The sequence below is a fragment of the Lactiplantibacillus sp. 30.2.29 genome (genome assembly GCF_018991255.1).
Taxonomy (GTDB): Bacteria; Bacillota; Bacilli; order Lactobacillales; family Lactobacillaceae; genus Lactiplantibacillus; species Lactiplantibacillus pentosus.
The window spans coordinates 77,250-102,801 of sequence record NZ_JAGYGU010000010.1 but is presented as its reverse complement, the minus strand read 5'-3'; the positions used below and the strand labels follow the sequence as shown (position 1 = coordinate 102,801).

The following is a 25,552-nucleotide window of genomic DNA, read 5'->3' as shown; positions in this document are numbered from 1 at the left end:
AAGAGTTGAAACCACGTGCCAAATATGTCATTAATTTACGGTCATCGCGGCGTGCCCGTGAAGTTTCCAGAGAATTCCTTAGCGGGCTTCGCCTACGCCATTAACCATCATATCGACGGACTCGAATTTGATGTGCATCTGACCAAGGACATGGTGCCCGTCATCATGCACGATGAACGCATCGATCGAACCACAGATGGTGAGGGTGCCATTGCCGATATGACTTTCAAACAGTTACGTTACTTCAAGCTGGCTAACGGAGAACCCGTGCCATCACTGCAAGAGTTTTTGAGCCTCGTCAGTGGTGAGCCGGTACACTTAAACCTAGAGTTCAAGACCGACCGCCACTTCTATCCTGGCATCGAACGGATCGTACTGCGGATGATCAAGCAGACAGATTTAGTCTATCCGGTCGTCTTTTCGTCCTTCAATTTGAAGAGCTTGAAGCGCGCCTATGCCATTGATGCCAGTCAAAAGTACGCCTTTTTGACCTCAGCACATTTGGGTAATCCAGATGAATTTGCCACCCATGAACATTTGGAAGGCGTGCATCTCGAGCATTTCCAACCGGTGAAAGAAGTTGCGGAACGCGTGTGGACCGTTGATGAGCCGGCAGTCATGCAACAATTGTTTGCAGCGGCCGTTAACGCGGTCATTACGAATAATTTTGAGTTGGCGCAACAAGTACGAGCGGCCATGTAAGTGCAGCTCGAAGCGCGACAGGTTAGTTCAAACGCACTTATCAATTATTGATAGTTGTGATTAATTGTCAGCATAAGAAAAGGAGTGGATTTCCATGGCGGAAATCCACTCCTTTTTATCATTCGAAAGCTTAAACACTGGCTGGGTTGCGAATCTTACCCAATTCAGCATCGATTTGTGCGAGTACGGCTTGTTGATTTTCAGGTTTCTCTAAGTCGTATTGTTGTAAGTCGATCTTCATCTTCGGACTCGCATCATATTCGTCATACCACTTGCGGTAGGCGGTCCACATCTTGTAGTAATATGATTCAAGTTCAGGATTGTTATCGAATTGTTCGTAGTCACGACCCCGCTTCTTGATCCGGTAGAGGATCGTATCGAAGTCGGTTTCGGAGTAGACCATCAAGTCCGGCGCCTTTTTAGGCAACTCAGTTAATTCGGTCATCATATTGTCTAATAGTTGCAAGTAAACTTTCAGCTCAGTGTCAGAAATATTACCCTCAGCGTTGTTTTCTTTGGTAAAGAGGGCATCTTCGTAGATGGAGCGGTCGAGAACGTTGTTATCATCGGCCAATGCCTTCTTGATCATTGCAAAGCGCTTGTTGAGGAAATAGATTTGTAATAGGAACCCGTAATTCTTTGGATCCGAATAGTAAAGTGGCAGTACTGAGTTGTCGCCAACCGGTTCGTAAAATGCCTTCGTTCCAAGGTGGTCTGCAATCAGCCCCGTTAACGTGGTTTTGCCGACCCCAATCATTCCTGCTGTTATTATCACCATGATAGCCCCTCTTTATAAAAAATTGCACAATATATTGTATCTCAAAAAAAGTTGGAATACCATATAGACTTTTAATGAAAAATTTGCTTCGGTGCTATTTTGGGCTATTTTTTGGCTTGTTCCTTCAATAAATCACGGATTTCTTCCAAAGTATTGCGCGGAAAGATCGACTTCTTCTTCATCCTCAGTTTCTTCCGGTTCATTTTTAACGACTTTATTAATAATTTTCACCAGAATGAACACAACGATGGCGACGATGAAGAAATTAATGATGGCATTCAAAAATGACCCGTACTTGAAAGTGGCATCACCGATACTGACTTTTAAGTTGGATAAATCGACACGACCTAGGAAAATCCCAATCAACGGATTGATCAAGTTATCGGTCAACGATTTGACGATGGCGGTAAAAGCAGACCCGATAATGACCCCAACGGCCAAGTCAATCACGTTCCCACGAGCAATAAATTCCTTAAATTCTTTAATCATGTGACGAGCGCTCCTTTTTTGTTTAGCTGATAACAGTATAGCCAAAATCAAACGTTGACTCAATTGATATACGAGATGAATTTCGGGGCAATTGGTGGTTAACCACAGCATACGCGGTCGAATTTTGCCCGTACTAACGATTTGTTTCGTTTGGATAGTGACTTAATCTGGTGGACGCTGTGCTTGAGGCGGGGGGTGGATGGGGAGCACAGCCGGCACGTTATCGGTGGCTAGTGACTAGGATTCAAGACTTCGGGAACATGGCACGACAAGCTCGAATCAACCCCAGTATATCGGTTAGTCGCGAAAAGCGTTCAGTTACTGACAAAATCGATACAAAAAACGCCCCAACACAAGTGTGCGAGACGTTTTTAGACAGGTGGTCAATATTAAGCGGTGCACTGACCAATCATCATATTCGGTTAGTGTAGGTCGGGGCCATCGCTTGCTTTAGCTCGCAACCGACGCTGAATATGCGTAGCTAGTTTGCTCTGGGTCGCTTTGAGGGCAGCCGGGTCGTCGAAATCAATTTGTGCGAGCCGTGGGTAACGACGCAGGAAGAACAGCCCAGTAAAAGCAACGAATAGCACCAGAATCAGTGCTAAGATGCCCAGCTCACCAAGCGCGGAATTGCCAGTCATTAAGGTTTGTCGTAATCCGTTAACGCTGTAGCTCATCGGTAACCACGGGTGAATCATCTGGAAAAAGCGGCCGGATAGTTGAATCGGGTAAGTGCCGGCTGAACCGCCGAGCTGCAGGACCAGCAAGACCATGCTGAAGAAGGCACCGGCCTTACCGAAGACGAGGTTCAGCCAGGCGACGATCGTCATGAATAGGAGTGCCGTCAGAATCAGCACCAACCAGGTGGCGAACGGATGAATCGGTGTGAGCGCATCGATTCGCATCATTAACCCAAGCATAATGGTGCTTTCCATCAGTGAAGAGGCCAGCACTAGGATTGCCTTACTGCACCACCATTCGAAGGCGGATTTTGGATGCTTGCGTGGCGTATATAAATCAAACATCATGTTAAAGGCAAGCGCGCCGACGAAGAGCGACACACTTAACATGTAGGGTGCCATGCCAGTCCCGTTGTTGGCAGCCTGATCCGAATCTGAATGAGTCGTCGTCACCGGTTTAGCGATTTGCTGATACGTCAACTTGGACGGGTTGACTTGGCCTTGCTTGGCAGCCGTCCCTAATTTGGTCGCCAAGGTTTGATTGCCGCTTTGAATGGTCTGGTCAGCGGCCGTGACCTGGTTCGCACCGTTGGCAAGTTGTTGCGCGCCACTTGCTAACTGTTGATTACCATTGGCGAGCTGGGTGCTGCCAGTCGTTAAGGTGTTGCCGTTAGCGGCGAGTTGGTTGAGACCATTGCCGACACGTTGCGCCCCGTTAGTAAGTTGGGTAATACCAGTCGTGAGGCCAGGCAATTTAGTCTGAATTGTGCCAAGTCCAGTCGCGATTTGATTGCTGCCGCGGGTGAGCTGGTTGCCTTGGCTACTGAGTTGGGCCGTTCCCGTCGCTAATTGTTGGGTTCCCGCTGCGACTTGACCAGCACCAGCGGCGAGCTGCTGACTGCGTTGGTTAAGTTGGTCGGTGCCTGTGCTTAACGCCTGGAAGCCCTGGGTCAGCTGTGAGCTAGTGGTCGTGAGTCCGGCCGTTCCGCAAGCTAGTTGCGTTGCGCCATTGGCCAGCGTCGTGATGCCGGTCGTGAGCTGTGGCAGGTCGGTCTTGAATTGGGTCAAACCAGTGTTCAGTTGGCTGGCCGCTGTTCCGGCAGTTTGAATGCCGTTAGTCAACCCTTGTGCGCCGGTAGCAAGCTGAGCGACTGAGCCGGCGAGGACCGTCTGCTGCTGATTGATGACGCTGAGGGCGTTAGTAAGGGCGATCGCGTCAACAGTGGGCTGCTTAACTTGTGCGAGTGCAGTCGTCAAACTCGCAAGCGCAGCGTTGATGGCGTCCTGATTGGTTGACTGATCCACCGTCGCTAAAATGGCGGATTTTTGAGTGGAAGTTAGGTTTTGACGATCCGCTGTTGCAGCGACGTTGGCGTGGACCGTTGCACTAGCCTTGATGGCTGCTGACAGGGCGTTGAGTGCGCTGTTAACGGTGGTCAAGTCACTGCCCGTCGCTTGCTTTTGCAAGGCGGTCACAGCTGTGTTGAGCGCTGCCTGGTCGCTGGTCCGGTGTTGCAGCTGATTTTGAAGCTGTTGCAGTCCGGCAGTTAGTGTTTGACTATGTGAATCTAGCGTTTGAAGACCGGTGTTAAGCTGACTAGCGCCATCCGTAAGTGCGGTCGTTGCGCCAGTTAAACGGGTCGTTTGAGCTTGTAACTGGCTGGTGCCACGGCTAAGACTCGTGGCACCAGTATTGACCTGGCTCACACCGTCCACATAGCGATTCAGTCCCGTTCCAAATTGCTGCGTCCCAGTAGCTAATTGCGCCGTGCCATGACTGAATTGCTGAGCACCAGTCGCCACTTGACCGGCACCGTTATTAACCGTGGTGGTGCCGACGTTAACTTGCTGAACGCCGGTGACGTAGCGATTGACGCCCTGATTCAGCACTTGAGCGCCGGTATTAAGTTGATCGAATCCAGTCACCAGCTGATTACTTTTGACGAGTAGTTGCGTCAGTCCAGCGACGACTTGTTGATTACCTGCTTGCAGTTGGTCGACGCCGTTAATATATCGATTTAAACCGATACGCATCGTTTGACTACCTTGTGCCAGTTTCAGTGAACTGGTAGCTAGCGTATCAAGGTGTGTGGCGAGCTGCCGATTGGCCGATGCCAGTTGGGTGCCACCGGTGGCGGGTTTTTGATTAGTCGTCGCAGCGGTTTTGAGACCGCCATCTAGCTGCTTGATAGCTGCAAACATCGTCTTGGCATAGCTGGTCGTAATCGTTTGTGCGACGGATGTCCGAATCGAGCCGACCGCGGAAGTTGCCATTTTACTAGCGACAAAGTTATGGCCAGCGCTCGTGTCATAGTGCAGCACCATCGCCTGTGGGTGCCGATTGAGCAAGGTCGTGGCGTGCTGCGAGAAGTTTTTAGGAATCGTGAGAACCATGTAGTAGCGGCCATTTTTTAATCCGGCTTGGGCTTGGTCTGCCGTCATCGCATGAAATTCCAGCGCATCGGATTGCTTGAGTGTGTGCGTCAGGTCGTGGCCGATACTGAGTCGGTGGCCCTGGTAAGTGACAGCCTGGTCCTGGTTGACAACAGCGACCGGTAAGTGATTGAGCCGTCCGTACGGATCCCACATTGACCGAAGAAATGTGACGGCGTATATCGATGGAATCAACATAATAATTGCCATGACGATCATCATAAATTTGTGGCGCTGCATATAGGCCCATTCTGCTTTAATCATTGTCATTACTCCCCCTTGTGGTGAAAGGTGTCAGGTAACACCGCTGGAAATTCGCCTGTGCACCAATGAGAATAACAGGTTTTAAATGAAGTGCCACATCAGTTTCCCCGCGTGTGAGGCTTATGCCACACTTGGGGCGTAAGTGGGGTGTAAAACGGCGCTGACATTTGGAGATTGTTAGTATGACGAACAGATCACCCATTACAGATGGGAATAGATGGGGTCTATTAAAATTCAAGTATACTTCCGGATATAGTTGGATTAGAAATTGCGGATTTGCTTTCTTGAACATGAGCGTACATTTATAATAAACGCAAGGGTAGGGGAATTGCATTAACGCTGAAGTTATTATTGGCGGATAATCGAAAGGAATGGCTATTGTTATGAAAAATCCAATCATGTGTTGTGCCTTAGCCACTTTAGGGGTAAGTCAGGGGAAAATTGATAAGTTAGATCCCACCACTTGTCACTTTTATGACTTAATCAATGAACAGCACGTTGCATTATTGTGGGAACAATTAGTGGGTCGTAAAAGTGCCCAAGCGGTGAGTCAAATCGAAGCTGCTCAAGTGAACTGGCAGCAAAATCATCCTGATCTGGCTGATTCGCTGTACTTTCTAGCAATCGTGGGCGCAAGTGATAAGTTAATCCGAAGCTTGCAACGAAATGGGGTCAGAACGGTCTCGCAACTAGATGATATGATTAGGCAACAGATGAAGATGCCAACTGATTGGCGGAAAAATCCAATGGAAAATGCCGCCCTCGTTCAAGCCTATCTTGATTGGAAAGTCACCAATCAAGCGGAATTACAGCGGGAGCTTGAAACCAAGCCAGAGGTTGATTTGAGTGTGCGATTAGCGCAAGTTGCAAATCAGCAGCGAACCGCAGCAAAGCTTCAAAAGTGGTTTGGCGTTGAGAAAATTCCGAAGACGTTAATGGCATTTTTAACGTTAGACTTTAAGAAGAAAGACCTCCTAGTGAGTCGTTTGTCAGGGAAGACGTTACAAGAAATTGGTGATGAACATGGGCTGACGCGTGAGCGTGTTCGTCAGATCATTGCCAAAATGGTTCAGCAGCTTCCATTATTTGACGATGTTGAGAAATATCACAAATTAGTATTGACTTATGATATCCAACTCGATCAATTTTTAAACTATACTCAAGGGACTGAGGAAATATATACTTATTTGACTCTTAAGTACAAACGCCCTAAAACGCTGGCGTCATTGGACCAATACTTACTCGCACTGAATAAAGTGGCACCGGATGCTTTAGGGGCCCGATTGAATCAGCACGGAAAATTCATTAATCACGCGAATCAAGTGGTTCCTTTTTCGGCCGCCAATGTGATTGATGAAATTCTGTTTAACAATCGACGGGTCTTTGATAATGATGAAATGGTCGTTCAAATGGAAAGCTTTTTTGAAGCTCATGGTCAAATGCAGGCGACTGCCATTTCGGCTCGTGCGGTACTGGCCCAGATCGAACGTCAAGCACATATTATTCAACGAACGAATGGCTACTTTCGGTACTATGAGTTGGATCTGCACGATATACTGGACTATCTGGACGAGTTGAATGCACTATTTGATGTTGCAGATGGCATTTATGGGATTGATTACTTTTTTGACCACAATCAGTCGCTGATGGCCGAACTAGGGCTGCAAGAAAGTTCTGAGTTAGCTAATTTGTTAAAAGGCTTGGGCTATGAGCGGTTTGAGCGCTTAAATACAATTGTTCGTCAGTCGCAGGTTTACATTGGGGCAATCAAGAATGATACCCAGTGCAAGGAGCAATTTTATCTTGGTGTTTTTTCACAGTTTGACGGGCAATCATTGGCAGATACCGTTGACTACCTTGAAGCTAATTTTGCGCTTCAGCGTCCAACGATGTGGTCATACTTGGGAACAACTTATAAGCCATACATTCATCGCAATATGATCAATATGAATGTTAAGTTGCCCAGTGATGTAGATTTTTATCGTAAAATGAAAGTTGTTCTCAATGAACCAATATATCCTTATGACCAGGCTGCAGCGATTATTAAGCTAGTTGATCCGTCGATACAAGTGTCACCATTACTGATGGATCGACTCGGTTACATCGAGCGAAGTGCCCTGTTAATGCAAAAATCTTATGCTTCTTTGAATGATGCAATTAGAGCACTGTGGTTGGCGGATGACGAAATTTCAGTTGAGAAGGTTCAAGCTTATCCGAACAACTGGTTTAGATTCAAGGCGTATAATTTGGAATTGCAACATGACCTGGTTGCGATAGATTCGACCCGTTACTTGACGGCGAAGGGATTGGGTCGCATTGGCGTGACCAAATCGGATATTGATCGGTTTCTGCAAGAAATCATGTCATTTATTGAGGATGACGTCTTTTTCACTTGGAAATCGTTGCTTGATTCAGGCTTTGAAAGTGATTTTATGGCTAAATCTCAACTGAGCGACTTTGCGTATGAACGGTTGATTTTCACCATTCCGTCCATTAGAACCATCAAGACGCGAGGTTCAGTCTATGTTAATCAGAGTCATCCGACACCAAAATGTCCGCCATTAAATGATTTTTTTGCACAAGAACTGGGTGGGCAGTCACGTGATATCGACGATTTTTTACGTGAGCTGAATCTTAAATTCGGCCTGGATGTGACTAGAACAAGAGCACTTGAGAAGTTGGCTAAGGGCCAATTAGCGTATTCAACAGAGACTAATCATATCTATCCAGATAAATTGAGTATGTATGAAGATACTTACCAAGAATTAGGAATCGATGTTTAATGAGCGCCATAAACGGTTCAAAAGCTACTCATGACCAATAAATCAACGTTTATTTAATCAAAAAATTTATTTTTAATGAAGAAATTTAGATGAAATTAGGCTGACTAGTCCCAACGGAGACCGGTCAGCCTAATTTTTTGATAGTTATGATTTGACGCGAATTACGCCGCCTTCTACTGCGCTTATTTAGCGGATGTTGCATATCAAGAAGAAGTACGAGTCACAACTTGTTTTTAAACGCCAGCCACTTCAAATAATGGTCATGCGCCTTTTTCATTCGCCGATAACGTTGCGGTTGCTTGCGGTAGAAATTCTGATGGTAATTTTCAGCCGGCCAGAAATGATTTAGTGGTTCGATTGCCACGACGATCGGTTGTTTGTAGCGCTTTGAATCAATGACGGCTTGTTTAGACGCCGTGGCAATTGCCTTTTGGCTTGGATTGGCGTAGAAAATGACCGGACGATATTGGTTGCCGCGGTCATTAATCTGTCCAAACTGGTCGGTCGGGTCGATCAGTTGCCAGTATAGTTCGACAAGTTCCTGATAAGACGTTGTACGGGCGTCATACCTGATTTCGACCGCTTCAACGTGGCCGGTGTACTGACCGCTAACTTGCTCGTAGGTGGGTTGTGCCCACGAACCGCCCGTATAGCCCGAAGTGACGGCAATAATTCCGGGACGTTGGTCAAAGGGCTCGACCATGCACCAAAAACAGCCGCCGGCAAACACGGCGCGTTCTTCATGGCTAGCATCGATTTGTGGTGTGTCAGAATAATCTGATTTGGGCACCACGGACCCGTTGCCGGTCAGTGCCAAGTAGAAATCCATCACGTCCGGCGTGAGGTTATCACGAGTCGCGAGTGGCCGTAAATCGGCTTCCAACTGCTTCAATTGACCAGTTGGGGATAATTGTTGCGGATTATCTTTGGCCTGAACGAGTAAATGCCGCTCCCAGTCGCGGGTCGCAGGATTTAAGATTAGGTTGTATAGGTCGCGCATTAACGCGGCATTATTTGTTTTCATGATTAATCACCCGCTGCTAGTTGATTGACTGTGTTGGGGGAGGCGTGGGAATTTAAGTTCGTTTCTGGTTTGGTTCGTTTGAATTAGGTACATTTTAGCATGGTGCGAGTGTATACACCTAACGCCATGATTGGGAGTTGTACGCTTTAGCAAAAATTATAGCTTGTTTTTCGCCAGGATGGATAGAAATAGAGGAGATTTGGCTTGGCAATCACGACTATATGTATTTTGTGCTCTAGGACAGACCCTTAACGTATCCCGATTTACTGATTCGCAAGAATATGGAATTAAAACATGTTCAAATCAGATTGGTACTTTACACTTCAAAATAAAGCGGTTGCATTTCCCCCAATCTTTCGCTAGAGTGGAATGGTAAACCTAAACTGACCGAGGATGGTCGTAGTGGACTGGATGAGAGGGACGATTGATATGTATAAAATGATTGTTTGTGATTTAGACGAAACATTGATGAATGATGACGGGACGCTGTCAGCTAAGAATACAGCGGCCATCAAAGCGGCGGCTGAAAAGGGCGTGTTCTTCGTGCCAAATTCAGGGCGGAGTTATACCTCTTTTCAAAATGATTTGGAAACGATGGGGCTTCGCAATCAACCGCACCAATATTCGATTTCATATAATGGTGGCTTGATTTTGGAAAATGCCGGTAACAAACCGCTGGCCGTTAACGCCATGCCTTACGAACTTGCCAAGGGCGTCTTTGAAGCTGGGGTGGCCGATGAACGCGCAGCGACCCATGTATATACGCAAGATAAACTGTACATTTATAATCCGGTTGCTAGTGATTCCGCCTACCTTGAAAACCGTGGGGTGACGTTTGAAGTAATGAACGAACCTGATTTTTCACGCTTCAAGGATATGAATATCATGAAGATCATCATGGCCTTGCCAACGATGGCTGACCGCAAAGCAATGCGGGCTGCGGCTGAACAACGGGTTGACGCCAGCAAGTTAGCCGTCACCTATTCATCGGACCGGTACGTGGAATTCAATCCCGCCGGCGTGAATAAGGGGAGTGCGACCCTACAATTGGGTAAATTACTCGGCATCACCACGGATGAAATCATTGCAGTCGGTGATAACGGAAATGATCTGCCAATGTTAAACGCCGTGGGCCTGCCAGTCAGTGTTGCGAACGGGATTGATACCGTCAAAGCAGCAGCGAAGTATGTGACGGCAGCGGATAATAATCATGATGCGTTAGCTGAAGTAATTAATAAATTTGTATTATAAACCGATTTTTATCGTCAAAATGAAAGATACCATTTGGATTTCAATATTTACGAGTGGTATCATGGTAATTGAAAATGTGCTAATATGAGATAAATTATTTGTTACAAATTACCGAATGGGGGAACACGCATGAGTGCGATTCGCGACGATTTAGCTAAGGCGATTAAGGATAAAAACCTCGTTGAGATTTATTCCAAGGGAACCAATGAGCAATTTAGTGTCGGCTATGTCATTCAGCAGGACGAAAAGTTTGTGCTGGTTAAGGCCGTTAATGTCGATGGTGAACTAGATGGGCTAGTGGTTTTTCGTAAAGCATCGTTAGCCCGCGTGATTAGTGACACTGATTATTTGAAGAGTATGACGACTATCATTACACTCGCCAAGCAACGCGGGTACTTTGATGTCTGGAATACGGAACGGTTGGTTGCTAAGTTGTTGAAGAAACAAAGTAAGACCAAGCATTCACTGCTCAAGACACTATTGAAGCAGGCCTTTCGCCATGACCAAGTCATTCAATTGTCTGGTCGCATCAAGAAACACGGTGATAGTTATGCCGGCTTTATTCACAGTGAACACAAGAAGTACATCGAATTCAATTACGTTGATATGTTTGACCTCAAAAAGCGGCCGCAAATTGCGATTCGCTATGCCGAAATTGATGAGGCCAGTTTCCATAGCTTTGAGACCTTTAACACCACCGCGGTGATTGAAAGTTTCATGCCCGGTGATTTTCATTAATTAAACTAATCAAGCGACGCCAATAGTGTATGGGGGTCGCTTTTTTGATGCGGTCATAACTGTTGGCCGCAGGGGTAGCGATCGGCTATCAAAAGGCCTGGATGCCATGGGACGACCGGTTTGAGGACGATTTTGTTAGAAGTCAGTGATTCGATAAAGATTGTTAAGTTTTTATGCTGTAAATATACAAACCGGATTAATTTCGCTACAATGGTAGTATTGAGCTGAATGTGGGGAGGGGAGCAGTTATCGTTTACGTTTATTGGTATATCGCGGCGTTTGACCATTGGTACTCGGTCATGCTGGTATTTTTACTACAAATACTGATCAATCGCGAGTTACGCCAGAAAAGGGTGTATGCCAGTATCGCGGTGATGTCCGTGCTCCTGACCGCGATTTATATGCTATACGACGACTATTCAGATATTATCACCTTTATGGTCAATATGGGGTTGCTGGCGTTTGTGCGTCGTAAAAAGTACTTCATTGTCACCAGTCTGACGGCGACGTTAGCTTACATTCTATTTAGTTTCTTTGGTAATTACGCCACTGAGTCGATTCTGCACCTGCTCAATCTCGGATTGAATGATTGGAGCGGCTGGTTATTTGAATTGATTGGTGAGACGATCGTAACTGCCTGCATGCTGGCGGTAGTGGTCAGTTTTAAAATTTTACAAAAACGTTACCCACGGCAATTTAGTGATGAAGTGACCTTGAACGTGATCGTCAGTGCTTTGGTCGTCGTGGCAGTGGCCTTTTTCACCATTACGACTGCCGCTGATAATTACAATATTGGCTCCGGCTTTTTAGGCATCCTGATGTTGATACTAGTGGCAATCTTGATGATCAATGCCGGCACGTTTATTTACTTGTTTTATAGCTATACGATGCGCCTTCAGAGCAATCGGCAGGCCCTCGAGCGCAAGCAGTATGATATTTATGTTAAAAATCTTGAAAGTAGCTACCAGAATTTACGTAAGTTCCGCCACGACTACCAGAATATTCTGTTGTCGTTGGGCGAATACATCCATACGGCGGATGACCCTGAATTGCAGACCTATTTTGATCGGGTCGTCACCAAGTCCCAGCAGAGTTTGAGCCGCGATTTTGGTCATTTTGATAATTTAGAACAGATTAAGGACAAAGCCCTCAAAGCAATTGTCCAGAGTAAGTTTTCGGCCGCGCGCCAAGCGGGGATTCAAGTCCGGCTGGAAGCCAATGACCCCGTCGCTGCGTTGGCCATCGACCCGGTGACCTTAGCGCGGGTCAGTGGGATATTATTGGATAACGCCATTGAAGCGGTCAAAGGACAGAGTGGCGGCCAAATCACCGTGGCAGTGGTCAAGTATCCGAAGATGGTCGAATTGATATTTGCCAATTCACTGGCGGCGCCCATCGAACGATTGGACCAATTGATGGTGGCCGGTCATACATCCAAAGGCGCGGGTCACGGACAGGGATTAGCGACTGTCCGTGAGTTATTAGACCCATTGGCCAACGTGACTTATGAAGTCAGTTCGCGCCACCGATTTGAGTTTATTATTAGCATTGAAAGTGAGTGAGCAGCGTGTTAAAAACCTTTGTTGTGGAAGATGATTCAGAACAATTAGCGACCTTAAAGCAAATTATTACGAATCACATTATGATTAATGATTTTGACATGGAATTGACCCTAGCAACTGGTCAAGCCCAAACGCTGTTGGATTACGTTCAGAGCCATGAAAGTGTAGAAGGCTTGTATTTTTTGGATATTGAATACCCGGGCCAGGACTTGAACGGCTTGTCGCTCGCAACCAAGATTCGCGAGGCTGACGTGAATGCTAAGATCGTCTTTGTCTCGACCCACTCTGAAATGGCGTTTTTGACGTTCGAACGGCGCATCGAACCACTGGACTTTATCGTCAAGGATTTAGGCCAAGACACCGTCAAAGCCAAGGTCGAGACCGATATTCGCGTGGCGTATGAGCGCTATACCAAGCAGGGGGCGACGAGCAAGGCGATGTTCTCTTATTCTAAGGGTGGACAGCTCTTCAACGTGCCGCTGGAACAAGTCTTGTTCATCGAGACTGGAACCAGCCGTAACAAGTTGGTCCTGCACTTATTAGACCGCATCGTCCAGTATAATGGCAAAATCAGTGACGAAACGGTCGCGCATCCCGAGCTATTTCGGGTGCACAAGAGTTTCTTGGTCAATCCGCAGATGTTGGTGCGGATCGATAAGCAACACCAGCTGGGCTACTTCGAAAACGGCGAAACGGTCGACATTGCCATTCGGAAGATGCATGATTTAGTCGCCTTGATCAAACAGTCCGATTTATCGGTCACGATGGACTAAGCTGACTCTTATGTAACAAAATCGTTAATGACAACTGAATAATCCTAACGTTGGTGCAGGCTATTTTGAGCTTTGCACCTTTTTTGTGTTGCAGTCGTGATTTGCAGGTATCCTTAAAGTATCAAATACCAGTTATGGGGACTGGATCGGAGGTGGTGTCATGAAGCAGTTTTGGTCACTGAGTCTAATGATTCTGGCGGGCTGTCTGTTGATTTTTGGTTCTGAATATAGTTTACAAGGCGATTATCATCGGCCGGTCAAGCAGTTGACAGTGTCGAAAGTGGTTTATCATCAAAACGCCACCTCCGCCACGATCAGCGGTCACACGAAACATGGCGTGATCGTGACAGTCAAGAGTGGCAAGCATGTTCGCCAGGTGATTTCAAATAAGCAAAATGGCAAGTTTTATCTTAAGATGCCCGTTAAAAAGCAAGTGACAATTCGGGTCGTGGGGTTGAAACCAAAAGTCTTAAAGGTACCAAGTGGGACAAAGAGTTAGTTTGGTGGGAGCGTATTGCACGCTCTTTTTTTGTTGGCTGTAAAATGAGCCCCGTTTGCAAGAACACGGCTAAGCATTGAGGGACATTAATTGAACCAGGCCGTATGCTTGACTCGAATCTAGCAGCGCTATTGAGTGAGTCACATTTCTTTGCTAAAAATCCATTAAGCTTCATCCCAACGGCTAGGCGCTACCCGTATTTTAGCGTAAGGTGAACATGACCAGATAAGGGGAGCGTGCGGGAATGTTAGTGATTGGCATTATTTTGATCATCGGGATTATCGGAACTTTTATCCTACGATTCCAATTTCATTTTCGATTATCGATGGGCGCAGTGACTGAGACCGCGTTTGCGTGTTCGTTGTTGAATATCGGCGTCTTTTTATTATTCGTGTTGCTGGGACAACTCACCGGACCAGTCTTGTTGTCGCAGTGGGCCTACTTGCCAATTTATCGGCTGTTACAAGGCGGCTTGATTCCCGTTATCGGGATTGGGCTCGCCATTTTCGGCATGGTTCGCGAAAAAGGCCTGATGAATTGGTGGCTACTGCACTTTAACGTCTTGTTTTTGATCTTTGACGTGTTATTCGTGTGGGTGGGCGCGGATATGTGATGAGTTTGGACCGGTATTTGTATATCAAGTGAAGACTGGAACTGGGGCGGCTGGGGTCGTCTTTTTTGAGATGGATAATTGTGATTCATTTAAAATAGGGTGGATGATGATTGTGTTGTCGAAGCGAGCTTGTTAAGAACTAGAAGCGAATACATCGATATAAGAGAGAAATTACTTGTGTAACAGGAAATAGTTGACAACTAAAGAAGTAATCGTGACAATGATATTAAACAGCTGGTATTGCGCCATTATTAAATTTCTAGCCAGTTGCAGGAGGCCTCTTTGATGGAATATGGAACCTCATTTGCTTCCCCCTCATTTCTAAGTGGTGTTGCAAGGCCACTCGACCTAGGAAGTACGTTAAAAGGATATAATTTTTCTGTGAGTGAACAGGAACAAGATTTTGATGCATTAAGGTCTGATTGGAATGTGGTAGCGCTTGACTTGTGTGAGCTAATGGATGAGTATGGTGATGAGAACGAAAAGTAGGGATGAACAAAAATCCGTACTGGCCTTACGACTGGTGCGGATTTTTATCGTATCGTGTAGCACGTATTTAGCCCAAAATATGGCAGACGGCTCTCAAAAATGTGAATGAACATCAGTCAACTTAATGCATCAAGAGCAGGCTCATTGCTAATGCATTAATGATGAAATGAAGACTCATACTGGCGTGAATTTTGCCGGTCATCTGATAAACACTTGCCAGGACGAGCCCCATCGTGAGGTAAATCATAAAACTGGGCAGTGTTGAGCTGCTGTGCAGGCTGCCAAAGACGATGCCACTGAGAATGATTTTGAGCCAGGATTGCTTAAAAAAAGCATTCATGAGGACGCCACGAAAGACCAGCTCTTCGGTAATCGGCGTTAAAAACACCGCGCTGAGGGCCATCAGCCATAGCGAGAGGGTGCTACCAGCCATTAAATTTTGAATTGCGGCATTATTTTGGGTTTGACTCTGATGATAAATAAGTTGATTAAGTAATTGAAATATACTTTCCAGCACTAAGATGACGGCGTAACCGCCAAGAACGATGTGCCAGTCGTGGCGAGTCATTCGTTGTGGTTGATAGGCTCCTGTATAATGACGCATCAAGGCGTTAGCGGCCAAAATGACGATACCGAAGACAAGCACGTAAACAACGGCTAAGATGATCTCTAAGTTTGTGGTTCGTGATTGCCGATTAAGTTGGTTAATTAACCTAAGTAACATTGGGGGAACGACGACGCCAATTATCAGGCCAATCGTCAGTAATACCCGGGCGAGCCAGCCTAATCCCCGGTCAACTAATTCCATTGGACTTCACCTCTTGAGCTCATTTTACCGCAGTCATGGTCCTGGAACACGCAATTGCAAATCTGAAATATAGATTGTATGAATGAGGTTGTTTGGATTTCAGCATTATTAATATGTTGAATTTTAAAAAATGATGTAAAAACAATCATATATTTAAAAAATAATCTTTAATTTTACCGTTTCCGGATAAATCTTCACAATTTCTTCACAATTATGTAATAGTATATACTTGTACCTAATAGTTATACACTTGTTCATTTTACTCCCCCAAAGTGGATGGACGAGCAAGTACAATCCCCCATATTGTACTTAAACCTAACTCTTTGGCCCTACTGCTAATAAGCGGTAGAGTCATTTTTTTGCTCAAATCGCAGTCTGAACTGGACAAAATTATTAATAAACCCGTATTGATCAAGTCTGATTTGCAGCTGATTTCTGGGATTGATTGTTTCTTGGAAAGGGCATTTACAGCTGATAACTGCACCAAAAAAGCCGAAGCAGCGTGCTTCGGCTTTAATCGTCTGATTCTGTTAGAACGTGTCACCCGTGTAATCAATTGTGCTTGGTTTAGCATTCTTAATGCGTTCAGAAGCAAAGTTGACTGTTTCGCGGATTTGGTCATAGGTGTCTTGGTCTAAGCCTAATAGGTCCATGCATGAGTTAACGTGCGCGAAAATCTCAGGTTTAGCATCGATCGCCTTTTGTGACAAGGAAATGTTGACCTGCCGCTCGTCATCAGTATCACGCTTCCGTTCGACCCAGCCTTGAGTCTGCATCCGCTTGAGCAGTGGAGTCAACGTCCCACTATCCAAGTTGACATGCGATCCGAGTTCCCGGACCGTCATTGGACTCTTTTCCCACAATGCAAGTAACGTAATGTACTGCGGATAAGTCAGCTTAAAGGGTGCTAAAGCTTCGGCGTAAAAGTGATTGTAGCGTTTGCTGGCAGTGTAAAGCGCAAAACAGAGTTGTTCGTCTAACAAAATATTCTTCGTTGGTGTCGCCATCAAACCGCCTCCTTTACTATTATTCTAGTACATTGTACGCAATTAATTTGCTAAATGCAATTAATATTGCGCAAATACATTGTTTTCTATCAAATTATTTATAAAAAGGTTGATTAGCTGACCTTGCTATGGGTCGTTTGCCGGATGCAAGTTAGGAATAAGTGGGCCATGGCTTGCTGGTTAATGACTAACTGGTGATTATCCGTGAAGGCGTATAACGGGACTTGGTCGGGTAAATCAGTTGCGTGGTGCTCACTGACCGGAATCAGGCAGGCCAGTTTGGTTTTATCATGGACAAACTGGTGGGTATCTTCGGGTGCCGATTTGATCGTTAATGACGCGAGCACGTGATAACCGTTGGGAACCAAGTGGCGCGCGTGTTTGACGTGCACACCGTGTAACCGGGAACGTAACTGGAGTCCGGTCGTGGTCGTCAATTGTAACGCTTGCTTCAGTTCAAGCAAGTAGGACTGTTGGTTATCGATATTTTTCAGTCGAATCTTGAAGTGACCGAATGGAATGGCGCGGTCCTGTGCTTGGACAGCTAAGGTGTGTTGTTCGGCCCGCAGTTTCGACTTAACGGGCTCGAAAGTATACTGTTGTAAAAGTTGTGTTGCTGTTTCCAAAAATATCACTCCCTAACCTTTAACTTAGTCCTTTAAAAACGGATGGTCAAATAATTGGTTACGTTTGCTAGTCACGCGGTTTTCAAGTAGAATTGAGGTGATAGGGGGTTGGGATAAAATGTTTATGACAACCGGTGATCTACAACGGTCACACATGATTAAAGGTGTTGTTTCTGTCACCAAGCACCTGATGTTCGAATCTGATGGTGTTGACCAATTTGAACGTTTCGATGATTTGATTGAACAAGTCAAACCATTGTTGCTGAAAAAAGCCGAAGAACAGGGTGGCGACGGCCTCATTTACGTGAACTTCAATACAGAAGTTGCTCAGATGAGTGTGGCGCCCCGGTTCCTAGTCGTTACGGGCTACGGGACGGTCGTCAAATTAGTGGACGAATCGGTTTGAGGCGGAGGATCTGAAAATTCAGGTCCTTTTTTGATTTGAGAGGGGAAGATTAGATGAGCAAGCAACCATTTGAACATGGGGCAATCGAAGTCTTTGACGCGACCCAAAATAATTTGCAACACGTCAGTCTCCGGGTCCCCAAGTATGCCACGACGGTCTTTGTGGGACTGTCCGGTTCCGGAAAATCGTCGCTAGTCTTTGATACGATTGCGGCGGCGTCACGACGCGAACTGAATGAGACGTTTCCGAGCTTCACGCAGCAGTATTTACCAAAGTATGGGCAACCGCATGTCGGCCACATCGAACATTTGCCGGTCGCCATCGTGATTGCCCAGCAGCGTTTGGGTAAAAATGCCCGTTCGACACTAGCGACTTATACCGGGATTTATTCCTTATTGCGCCTGTTATTCTCGCGAGTCGGCCAACCGTTTATCGGCTATTCCGACACGTTCTCGTTTAATCTACCACAAGGCATGTGCCCGACCTGTCAGGGCTTGGGATATGTCGACGATATTGATGAGCACCAGTTGATCGACCCCGAAAAGTCCCTTAATCAGGGTGCCATCACCTTTGTGAGCTTCGCACCCGACACGTGGCGCTGGCGGCGTTATGCAACTAGCGGCTTATTCGATAATGACAAGCCTATCAAGGATTATACCGCGGAAGAATATGACTTGTTAATGCACGCGCCCCAACAAAAGCTCGACCATCCCGGTGCTGGCTTTCCAAGAACGGCGTTGTACGAGGGCGTTGTTCCACGCATCAAGCGGTCAATTATTGGCAAAAAGGAAGCGGAACACCATCGCGATGCCATTGCGGCGGTGGTGACTCGCAAGCCGTGCCCCGACTGTGGCGGGTCCCGTTTGAAACCCGTCGTACTGACCAATCACATCAACGGCGTCAACATTGCGGAAGTGAGTGCGATGGATTTGAAGCACGTCCTGGCTTTTTTGCAAACGATTGACGCGCCACTCGCACAAGATATCGTCCGTGAATTAGCAACTAAAATTCAGTCGTTGGTCGATATTGGCCTAGGCTATTTGACCTTGGATCGTGGCACCAGCTCGTTGTCGGGTGGTGAGGCGCAGCGTATCAAGATTGCCAAGTACCTGACCAGTGCACTCGTCGACATGGTCTACATTTTAGATGAGCCGAGTGTTGGGCTGCATCCGCACGACATTCAACTAATTAAGCAGGCACTCAATAAGCTCAAACAAAAGGGCAACACGATTCTAATCGTGGAGCACAACCCCGCGATGTTTGCCTTAGCGGATTACGTGGTCGAAATGGGCCCACAAGCTGGCAGTGCCGGTGGACAAGTGACCTTTACTGGGACGTACCCAGAATTATTGGCTTCGGATACATTGACTGGTCACTGGTTGCGTCAGCCACATCAGTGGGACATCGAGCGGCCAGTCAAGTCGACGCTGGCCTTAACGCACGTGAGCGAAAACAACTTGCAAGATGTCAGCGTTGACGTGCCGTTGGGCGTGATGACGGTCATTTCAGGTGTGGCGGGTTCAGGTAAGAGCTCGCTAGTGACTGCTTTGAAGCGGCAGCTAAAGACCGACTACATTGACCTAGCGCAAACTCCCGTGGGCCTCAATATTCGTTCGACGCCCGCCACGTATTTAGGCGTTCTGGACGCGATTCGCCAATTGTTCGGTAAGGCTAATGGCGTCGCGACTAGCTGGTTCAGCTACAATGGTAAGGGCGCTTGTCCGCGGTGTAAAGGCAAGGGTGTGACGATCACCAATATGGCATTCATGGATCCCGTCGCTCAGACCTGTGAGTTGTGTCATGGGCAACGTTATAATGAGACTGCGCTCAGTTACACCTATCTGGGCAAAACGATTGCGGAAGTACTGCAATTATCCGTGACTAAGGCGCTCGAATTCTTTGCGGATACGGCCAAAGTTGCCGCGCCGTTGAACAATTTGGTGCGCGTCGGTTTAGGTTATTTGACACTTGCACAGCCACTGACGACCTTATCCGGTGGCGAGCTACAACGCTTGAAGTTGGCAGTTGAGCTTGGTAAACAGGGGACGGTCTACCTATTAGACGAACCGACCGCCGGACTGCATTTGCAGGATACCGAACGGCTATTGAAGTTATTTGCTGAGCTAGTCGATGCGGGCAATAGTCTGATTATTATCGAACACAACTTAGCAGTCATCAGTCAGGCAGATTGGTTAATAGATGTCGGCCCAGATGCTGGGCGGTATGGTGGCCAGATTCAGTACAGTGGCACGCCGCAAGACGCCGTAGCAGTCAGTGGTTCACGGACCGGCGCGGCCTTGAAGGCTTGGATGCAAGCTTGAAGTGAATCATGAAAATAAATGTAAACAAAAAGCACGCGCAAAATAAATTGCGCGTGCTTTTTTAGAAGGGCGGTAGGTGGGAATCGAACCCACGCGTGCCGGAGCCACAATCCGGTGCGTTAACCACTTCGCCACTACCGCCATCACGTTAACTTTTCGCCAACATATCTAGTATACACTAAAATGCTGGGGTGCATAGTGTTTTTTATTGGATTTTTGAAAATTTATGTAAATGACGTGACGTCAAGTGATGAGCAAACGATGGTGAGTCTGGGGCTGATTAAATGAGCCAATGATTCCATGATTGTGATGTCGCGATTCTAAGGCCTTCAAATCTAAGTGAGCGAGCCAAAAATTGGGCGTAATCATTGATGAAAAATGGGTAAGTAGTTGTCACCGGTCAATAATGTTTGTGTTAAATAATAAGAATATAAATAATAATCGCTGGAATCGTTTTCATTCATCGATTAACGCGGTATACTATCAGTGGGTAGAATTATATGAACATCATGTTTTGATAATGGTAAACCTTTGGAGGGGCAATTCATGAAGAATAATCAGGAATATGTAATGATGGCGGCGCGTAAAAATCGGCGCTTTTGGCTTGCAGCGGGGACGGCGTTGTTAGTATGGCAAGTCAACAATCAAACGGCTCAGGCGGATGTCCAACAGACGCCAACGAGTAGTGCTGATACGACTGTTGTCACAGCTAATGCGACAGCAGCGTCGAATGTCGTTCAATTGCAGAGTGGCACTAAGACTAGCACGAAGACGACACCGACCGCCGAATCAACTAAGACCGATTCAACGAGTCCACAACAATCTGGCAGTGATTCTCAAGCCACGTCGGCAAGTGGGACTGCTAGTTCAGGCGCGAAGACTGGTGAGTCTGGCCAGGCTGCGTCGGACTTGACCGCGGAAGCAGATAATCGAGCAAAAAGCGTAAGTACAACACCGTATACCGATGGTGATAACGCTGTTGAAAATAAACAAAATACCACCACTGTGACAACAAGTGCAGACAAATCAGCAACCAGGTCACAGTCGACTACTGAAACCGGTACGACACCAGCACAGTCTGTTGAAACCGATAAAGCTGGTTATGCCGGCGATTCAGTGCCGGTTGATTCAGCCACGAAAGCTGATCAAGTTAACGATACAAGCCTGTCTAACGATGGTTATGACGCGGTTAGTACAGATGTCAATAGCAGTCAAGCTAGTGAAACCGACAAGACTGGAACTGATAAGACACAATCGTCCACTGATGGAATCGACTCGCAGACTGTGACTGATGAGAAAACCAGTGCGGGACTCACCGCTGACTCACTCAGCAGCCTACAGCCAAGGTTAGCCCAAGTTCAGGCCAGTTCGTTGCAGTTGGATACCGTGGATGCAGCGCCAACCGTAGCGCAGGATTATGCTGCTTGGGATGCAATCACGGATACGACCCGCAAAGGCATCATGGGGACTTCTGAATGGTGGATCGATGACAGTGATAATACGCTGCACTTAGGGGCTGGGCAATTGGCGGATGCTAATGTTCAGTTTGATGATAATGCTGAAGTGACAGATTGGGGTAACGTGGGCTGGGGCCAATATGTAGAAGCGCACAATGCAAAGTTGACACTCGCACTCGAAGGCAGTATTGCTGTTGGCACTAACGCACGTGGGTTATTTAATGGATTAACTTTTGACTTAAGTAATGAAGAAGACCCGAAAACATATTTTTCTCAGATAAGTGTCGAACAAACGACGGATATGTCCTATATGTTTGAGCGAGTGACATTTATGACCTCTTGGGTGGCACTCAATCTTTGGTCTAGTTCGGCTGACTCGGTCAATGCCTCACATATGTTTGAAAACGTCAGGTGTATCGGAAATGCTGATCGTGATAAACGAGTGTTAGTCGCACTGCCAGCTCTCGCCGAAGCATATTCTGACACGTCTTACATGTTTAATAATAGTGGGTTTTCAAGTATCGCTATGGCGACAAGTGCCTCTGATGCCTCTAAGTTGACGAGTCAAGTGACGAGCATGGCATACATGTTTAATAATTGTACGCAACTAATGTCACTTGACCTAAGCAAATTTGATACGCACAATGTTACAGATATGTCCCATATGTTTAATGGCGATGAAAATCTGGGGAAACTGGTGATTAGTACCTATTCCCCCAATAATCCTGACCAGACTTTTGATACCAGTAATGTCACTAATATGTCGCACATGTTTACGCGGTGCGATGCATTAGGCAACTTAGATGTTAGTGGCTTTATGACCAGCAAGGTGACTAATATGTCCCATATGTTTGAATACTGTTATGCGACCACATTAGATGTTGCAAATTTTGATACGAGTCAGGTCACGGATATGCAAGCAATGTTTAATAATGCAGTCCATGTGAAGACACTAGATTTGAGTAACTTTGATACACATTTGATCACGAATATGGATAATATGTTTACAAACTGTGAAAGTTTAACTAGCCTGATATTACCAACGCACTTTGTGGATCAGCAAGTGACGAGTATGAAGCAGATGTTCACTAATTGTGCGACACTCACAAGTATTGATCTTGTAGATGATTTTGATACCCGTAATGTGACCAACATGGATCAACTATTTTCTGGTTGTCAAAAGCTGACCAGCCTAGATGTCAGTCAACTTGATACGAGCCATATAACGAATATGGCAGATTTCTTCAATGATTGTGAATCCTTAACAAATATTGAGGGCCTTACACATCTAAATACGGCTTCAGTCACAACAATGGCCAACATGTTCAGCAATTGTCGCTCATTAACGGCACTTGACCTGTCAAACTTTGAGACCAGTCGGGTGACTACGATGGCCAACATGTTTAATAATTGTGCCTCGTTGCCTGCGTTAGATGTATCAAGTCTTGACACTAGCCAGGTCGTGAATATGGCCAATATGTTTGCTGGCTGTGCAGCATTAAGCGCATTGGATACAACGCCATTGAAGACAACCAATGTGACTAATATGTCAGGGATGTTTAAGGGAGACCGAGCACTTGTTTCGCTAGATATTAGTAAATTGGGGACTGGTCAGGTCACTACGATGAGTCACATGTTCGAAGATGTGTTTGCAGATCAGAAAGTCCAATCATTTACGGGGCTTGAAAAGTTGGATACAAGCAACGTGACAGACATGTCCTATATGTTTGCAGGCTTCTTCTTGCCAGTTGCAATGTCATTGAACCTTGTTAATTTTGATACTCGTAAAGTGCTGAATATGCAAGGAATGTTCAAGGGTTATGTTAATTTCAAAGATAATTATTTAAGCTATTTGCAGACAGGCAATGTGACGGATATGTCCTATATGTTAAGTGGTCTCGTCAATCATACTCAGTTTACTTGGTCTAATAATTTAGATACGCACAGCGTGACAACGATGGCTTATATGTTTAGCGACTCACCGGATATGGAAACGTTTGTCTGGAAGCAACAATTAAGTATGGACCAGGTTACAGACATGCAAGGGATGTTTGCAAATGACATCGCTTTAGTTCATGTCGATTTTGACCAGTTTGATACCAGTCAAGTGACGGACATGACGGCGATGTTCAGTGGTGATACTCGCTTGGCAACACTGGACTTGACCAGTTTTGATACCAGCAATGTCGAGAGTATGTACAAAATGTTTTATTTGGATAGTGCGCTCAAAAATTTGAATCTTTCATCGTTCAGTGGTGAAAAACTGCAGTTGACTTATGCGACGTTATTACCGCTTAGGGTGTTTGGTTTATTTAACTTGATAATGGATGACACTAATGATAGCGAACCACAGATGGGCCTGTATCAGACACATCTAAATACATTGATACTTGGCCAAAAAACAAGACTATCGTTGTCTAAGCCAACAAGTGTGATCGATTGGGTTGATGCATCTACAGCAGAAGGAAAGGAAATAATTGCGGAGTTTTCCACAGTTGAGGCCCTAGAGCAAGCTTTAGCACAGTTTGGCCTAAAGCCCGATTGGCTGGTAAGTGCAGATTTAGCACCGTCTCAAGGATTCGATGGTGTTTGGATCAACAATGCCACCGCCGAGACGCTCACCTCAGAACAGCTCATGGCCCGCTACGATGGTACTAACTCGCTTGCAACTGATGCCACCTGGACCTGGCAAAATATTCTGGGCAAGGATTTGCAGGTGATTAGTGGGACGAACAGTACTTGGGCACCCAAAGATAGTCTCGCTGGTTTGATTGATACGAGTAAGACGGTTGATGATTTAACAACCACGGTCACGGACGCAACGACTAATCAAACTTTAACGTCGAGTCAGTTAAATGCGCTATTGCAACAGCCAGCTCATTCGGGTGAATATCAAGTTGCTTATCAGTACACTGATGGTGATGGGACCAAACAGATTTCCGTACCCGTTACACTATCATTGGTTGCTAATCAGAGTCTCATCACCACTAAGGATTCAGTCTTACAACTAGGGACGACATGGACTGCGGCCGATAACATTGCTTCGCTACTGGATGCTGACGGGTCGGTCACTGATTTAACCAAGGTCAATGGTGTTGTTAGTGTTAATGGAATTGAAAACGGTACCGTTGGCACAACGATTCCGGGCGTCTATCAAATTGACTATCAAATAACTGACAGTACTGGCACGGTGCGGACAGCCACGGCTACTGTGATTGTCAACGGGCTAACACTTAAAGAAACCCAGGTCAACGTTTCAACAGATGACCGGTGGGATCCGCTGACCAATATCGACAAGGCGATTGATGATCAGGGTAATGAAGCTACGGTTGAACTCACAATTACGGATGCGAATGATGCAGAAGTCGCCAACATCAAGAAACCGGGAAGTTATCAACTCAACTATCACTTTACGGATGCGCATGGTGAACATACTGCGACCGCAGCGGTGAACGTTAAGGCTGATGAGAATCATGCTGATTTGCAGGTTAAAGATAGTCGCGTTTATCAATTCGGTACTTGGACCCCAACGGACAATTTTGTATCAGCAATGGATTCCGATGGCGAAACGCTGGATATCTCGGCTCTGAGTGTTACTGGTACGGTTGACTTGAATCAGGTCGGAAAATACACTATCACCTATCAGTTTACTGATCAATTCGGCGTTGCGCATTCGGCACAAGCTACGGTTGAGGTGCTGGAAAATCAAGCGGCAATTAGCTTAGATAATAACAGTGGCACGCTGTATGCGAACGGTATTTGGAATCCAGCTAGCGTTGTCGTGAACGCAACTGATGTGGATGGTAGTACGGTCGAGGATGCGAAAATAAATTAACCTACAGTTTCGTG

At 46.1% G+C, this 25,552-nt stretch carries 18 protein-coding genes, 1 tRNA gene and 1 pseudogene; 12 read left to right on the top strand and 8 right to left on the bottom strand.

From position 1 onward, the window contains the following. The first annotated feature begins 15 nt into the window (after nucleotides 1-15). Nucleotides 16-702, top strand: coding sequence for a glycerophosphodiester phosphodiesterase family protein (locus KGF65_RS07265; RefSeq protein ID WP_050340234.1), 687 nt, complete (start codon nucleotides 16-18; stop codon nucleotides 700-702). A 130-nt stretch (nucleotides 703-832) separates the two neighbouring features. Here KGF65_RS07265 and KGF65_RS07260 read toward each other — a convergent pair whose 3' ends face one another. The 3 genes and pseudogenes from KGF65_RS07260 to KGF65_RS07250 all read right to left on the bottom strand — a co-directional run bounded on the left by KGF65_RS07260 (nucleotide 833) and on the right by KGF65_RS07250 (nucleotide 5,346). Then, nucleotides 833-1,480 (bottom strand): deoxynucleoside kinase, encoded by a 648-nt coding sequence (locus KGF65_RS07260; protein ID WP_216788190.1) that lies wholly within the window; start codon nucleotides 1,478-1,480, stop codon nucleotides 833-835. 104 nt (nucleotides 1,481-1,584) lie between these two features. After that, nucleotides 1,585-1,969, bottom strand: a pseudogene (mscL, locus tag KGF65_RS07255) (large-conductance mechanosensitive channel protein MscL). A 422-nt stretch (nucleotides 1,970-2,391) separates the two neighbouring features. Then, nucleotides 2,392-5,346 carry a YhgE/Pip domain-containing protein gene (locus KGF65_RS07250; protein ID WP_216748256.1) on the bottom strand — a complete coding sequence of 985 codons (2,955 nt, stop codon included), beginning with the start codon at nucleotides 5,344-5,346 and terminating at the stop codon, nucleotides 2,392-2,394. Between the two features lie 383 nt (nucleotides 5,347-5,729). Here KGF65_RS07250 and KGF65_RS07245 point away from each other — a divergent pair, with 383 nt between their 5' ends. Continuing rightward, on the top strand, nucleotides 5,730-8,129 hold the full coding sequence (locus KGF65_RS07245) for a sigma factor-like helix-turn-helix DNA-binding protein (protein ID WP_181185326.1): 2,400 nt from the start codon (nucleotides 5,730-5,732) through the stop codon (nucleotides 8,127-8,129). Nucleotides 8,130-8,349: 220 nt separating this feature from the next. Here the strand turns inward: KGF65_RS07245 and msrA are convergent, their stop codons facing one another. Continuing rightward, the gene (msrA, locus tag KGF65_RS07240; protein WP_105923583.1) at nucleotides 8,350-9,153 is read right to left on the bottom strand and encodes a peptide-methionine (S)-S-oxide reductase MsrA; all 804 of its coding nucleotides are present in this window, start codon (nucleotides 9,151-9,153) and stop codon (nucleotides 8,350-8,352) included. A 429-nt stretch (nucleotides 9,154-9,582) separates the two neighbouring features. Between msrA and KGF65_RS07235 the strand changes: the two genes are divergently transcribed. The 7 genes from KGF65_RS07235 (at nucleotide 9,583) to KGF65_RS07205 (ending at nucleotide 15,078) form a co-directional block, all read left to right on the top strand. Continuing rightward, nucleotides 9,583-10,404: a Cof-type HAD-IIB family hydrolase gene (locus KGF65_RS07235; protein WP_216748255.1), complete on the top strand. Its 822-nt coding sequence runs from the start codon at nucleotides 9,583-9,585 to the stop codon at nucleotides 10,402-10,404. 129 nt (nucleotides 10,405-10,533) lie between these two features. Then, complete coding sequence (locus KGF65_RS07230) at nucleotides 10,534-11,142, top strand: hypothetical protein (RefSeq protein WP_050340242.1); 609 nt, start codon at nucleotides 10,534-10,536, stop codon at nucleotides 11,140-11,142. A 230-nt stretch (nucleotides 11,143-11,372) separates the two neighbouring features. Then, nucleotides 11,373-12,704 (top strand): GHKL domain-containing protein, encoded by a 1,332-nt coding sequence (locus KGF65_RS07225; RefSeq protein WP_225083531.1) that lies wholly within the window; start codon nucleotides 11,373-11,375, stop codon nucleotides 12,702-12,704. A 5-nt stretch (nucleotides 12,705-12,709) separates the two neighbouring features. Continuing rightward, nucleotides 12,710-13,477, top strand: coding sequence for a response regulator transcription factor (locus tag KGF65_RS17410; protein WP_050340244.1), 768 nt, complete (start codon nucleotides 12,710-12,712; stop codon nucleotides 13,475-13,477). Between the two features lie 160 nt (nucleotides 13,478-13,637). Next, the gene (locus tag KGF65_RS07215; protein ID WP_003638396.1) at nucleotides 13,638-13,976 is read left to right on the top strand and encodes a hypothetical protein; all 339 of its coding nucleotides are present in this window, start codon (nucleotides 13,638-13,640) and stop codon (nucleotides 13,974-13,976) included. 244 nt (nucleotides 13,977-14,220) lie between these two features. Then, nucleotides 14,221-14,589 carry a hypothetical protein gene (locus KGF65_RS07210; RefSeq protein ID WP_088769722.1) on the top strand — a complete coding sequence of 123 codons (369 nt, stop codon included), beginning with the start codon at nucleotides 14,221-14,223 and terminating at the stop codon, nucleotides 14,587-14,589. A gap of 285 nt (nucleotides 14,590-14,874) precedes the next feature. After that, entirely contained in the window at nucleotides 14,875-15,078 is a 204-nt protein-coding gene (locus KGF65_RS07205) for a hypothetical protein (RefSeq protein ID WP_088769721.1), read from the top strand. A 121-nt stretch (nucleotides 15,079-15,199) separates the two neighbouring features. Here the strand turns inward: KGF65_RS07205 and KGF65_RS07200 are convergent, their stop codons facing one another. The 3 genes from KGF65_RS07200 to KGF65_RS07190 all read right to left on the bottom strand — a co-directional run bounded on the left by KGF65_RS07200 (nucleotide 15,200) and on the right by KGF65_RS07190 (nucleotide 17,528). Beyond that, entirely contained in the window at nucleotides 15,200-15,886 is a 687-nt protein-coding gene (locus tag KGF65_RS07200) for a CPBP family intramembrane glutamic endopeptidase (RefSeq protein ID WP_105923579.1), read from the bottom strand. 530 nt (nucleotides 15,887-16,416) lie between these two features. Continuing rightward, nucleotides 16,417-16,893 (bottom strand): MarR family winged helix-turn-helix transcriptional regulator, encoded by a 477-nt coding sequence (locus tag KGF65_RS07195; protein ID WP_050340248.1) that lies wholly within the window; start codon nucleotides 16,891-16,893, stop codon nucleotides 16,417-16,419. Nucleotides 16,894-17,006: 113 nt separating this feature from the next. Then, nucleotides 17,007-17,528, bottom strand: a complete 522-nt coding sequence (locus KGF65_RS07190) for a hypothetical protein (RefSeq protein WP_225368134.1) — start codon at nucleotides 17,526-17,528, stop codon at nucleotides 17,007-17,009. A 109-nt stretch (nucleotides 17,529-17,637) separates the two neighbouring features. On the opposite strand from KGF65_RS07190, the gene KGF65_RS07185 reads away from it, so the two are divergent. Both KGF65_RS07185 and KGF65_RS07180 read left to right on the top strand, forming a co-directional pair. Beyond that, complete coding sequence (locus KGF65_RS07185) at nucleotides 17,638-17,925, top strand: hypothetical protein (protein WP_003638401.1); 288 nt, start codon at nucleotides 17,638-17,640, stop codon at nucleotides 17,923-17,925. A gap of 53 nt (nucleotides 17,926-17,978) precedes the next feature. After that, on the top strand, nucleotides 17,979-20,246 hold the full coding sequence (locus KGF65_RS07180) for an excinuclease ABC subunit UvrA (RefSeq protein ID WP_216748254.1): 2,268 nt from the start codon (nucleotides 17,979-17,981) through the stop codon (nucleotides 20,244-20,246). 68 nt (nucleotides 20,247-20,314) lie between these two features. Here the strand turns inward: KGF65_RS07180 and KGF65_RS07175 are convergent. After that, nucleotides 20,315-20,387 (bottom strand) — tRNA-His (locus KGF65_RS07175). Nucleotides 20,388-20,792: 405 nt separating this feature from the next. Between KGF65_RS07175 and KGF65_RS07170 the strand changes: the two genes are divergently transcribed. Then, on the top strand, nucleotides 20,793-25,538 hold the full coding sequence (locus tag KGF65_RS07170; RefSeq protein ID WP_216748253.1) for a BspA family leucine-rich repeat surface protein: 4,746 nt from the start codon (nucleotides 20,793-20,795) through the stop codon (nucleotides 25,536-25,538). The last annotated feature ends 14 nt before the right edge of the window (nucleotides 25,539-25,552 follow it).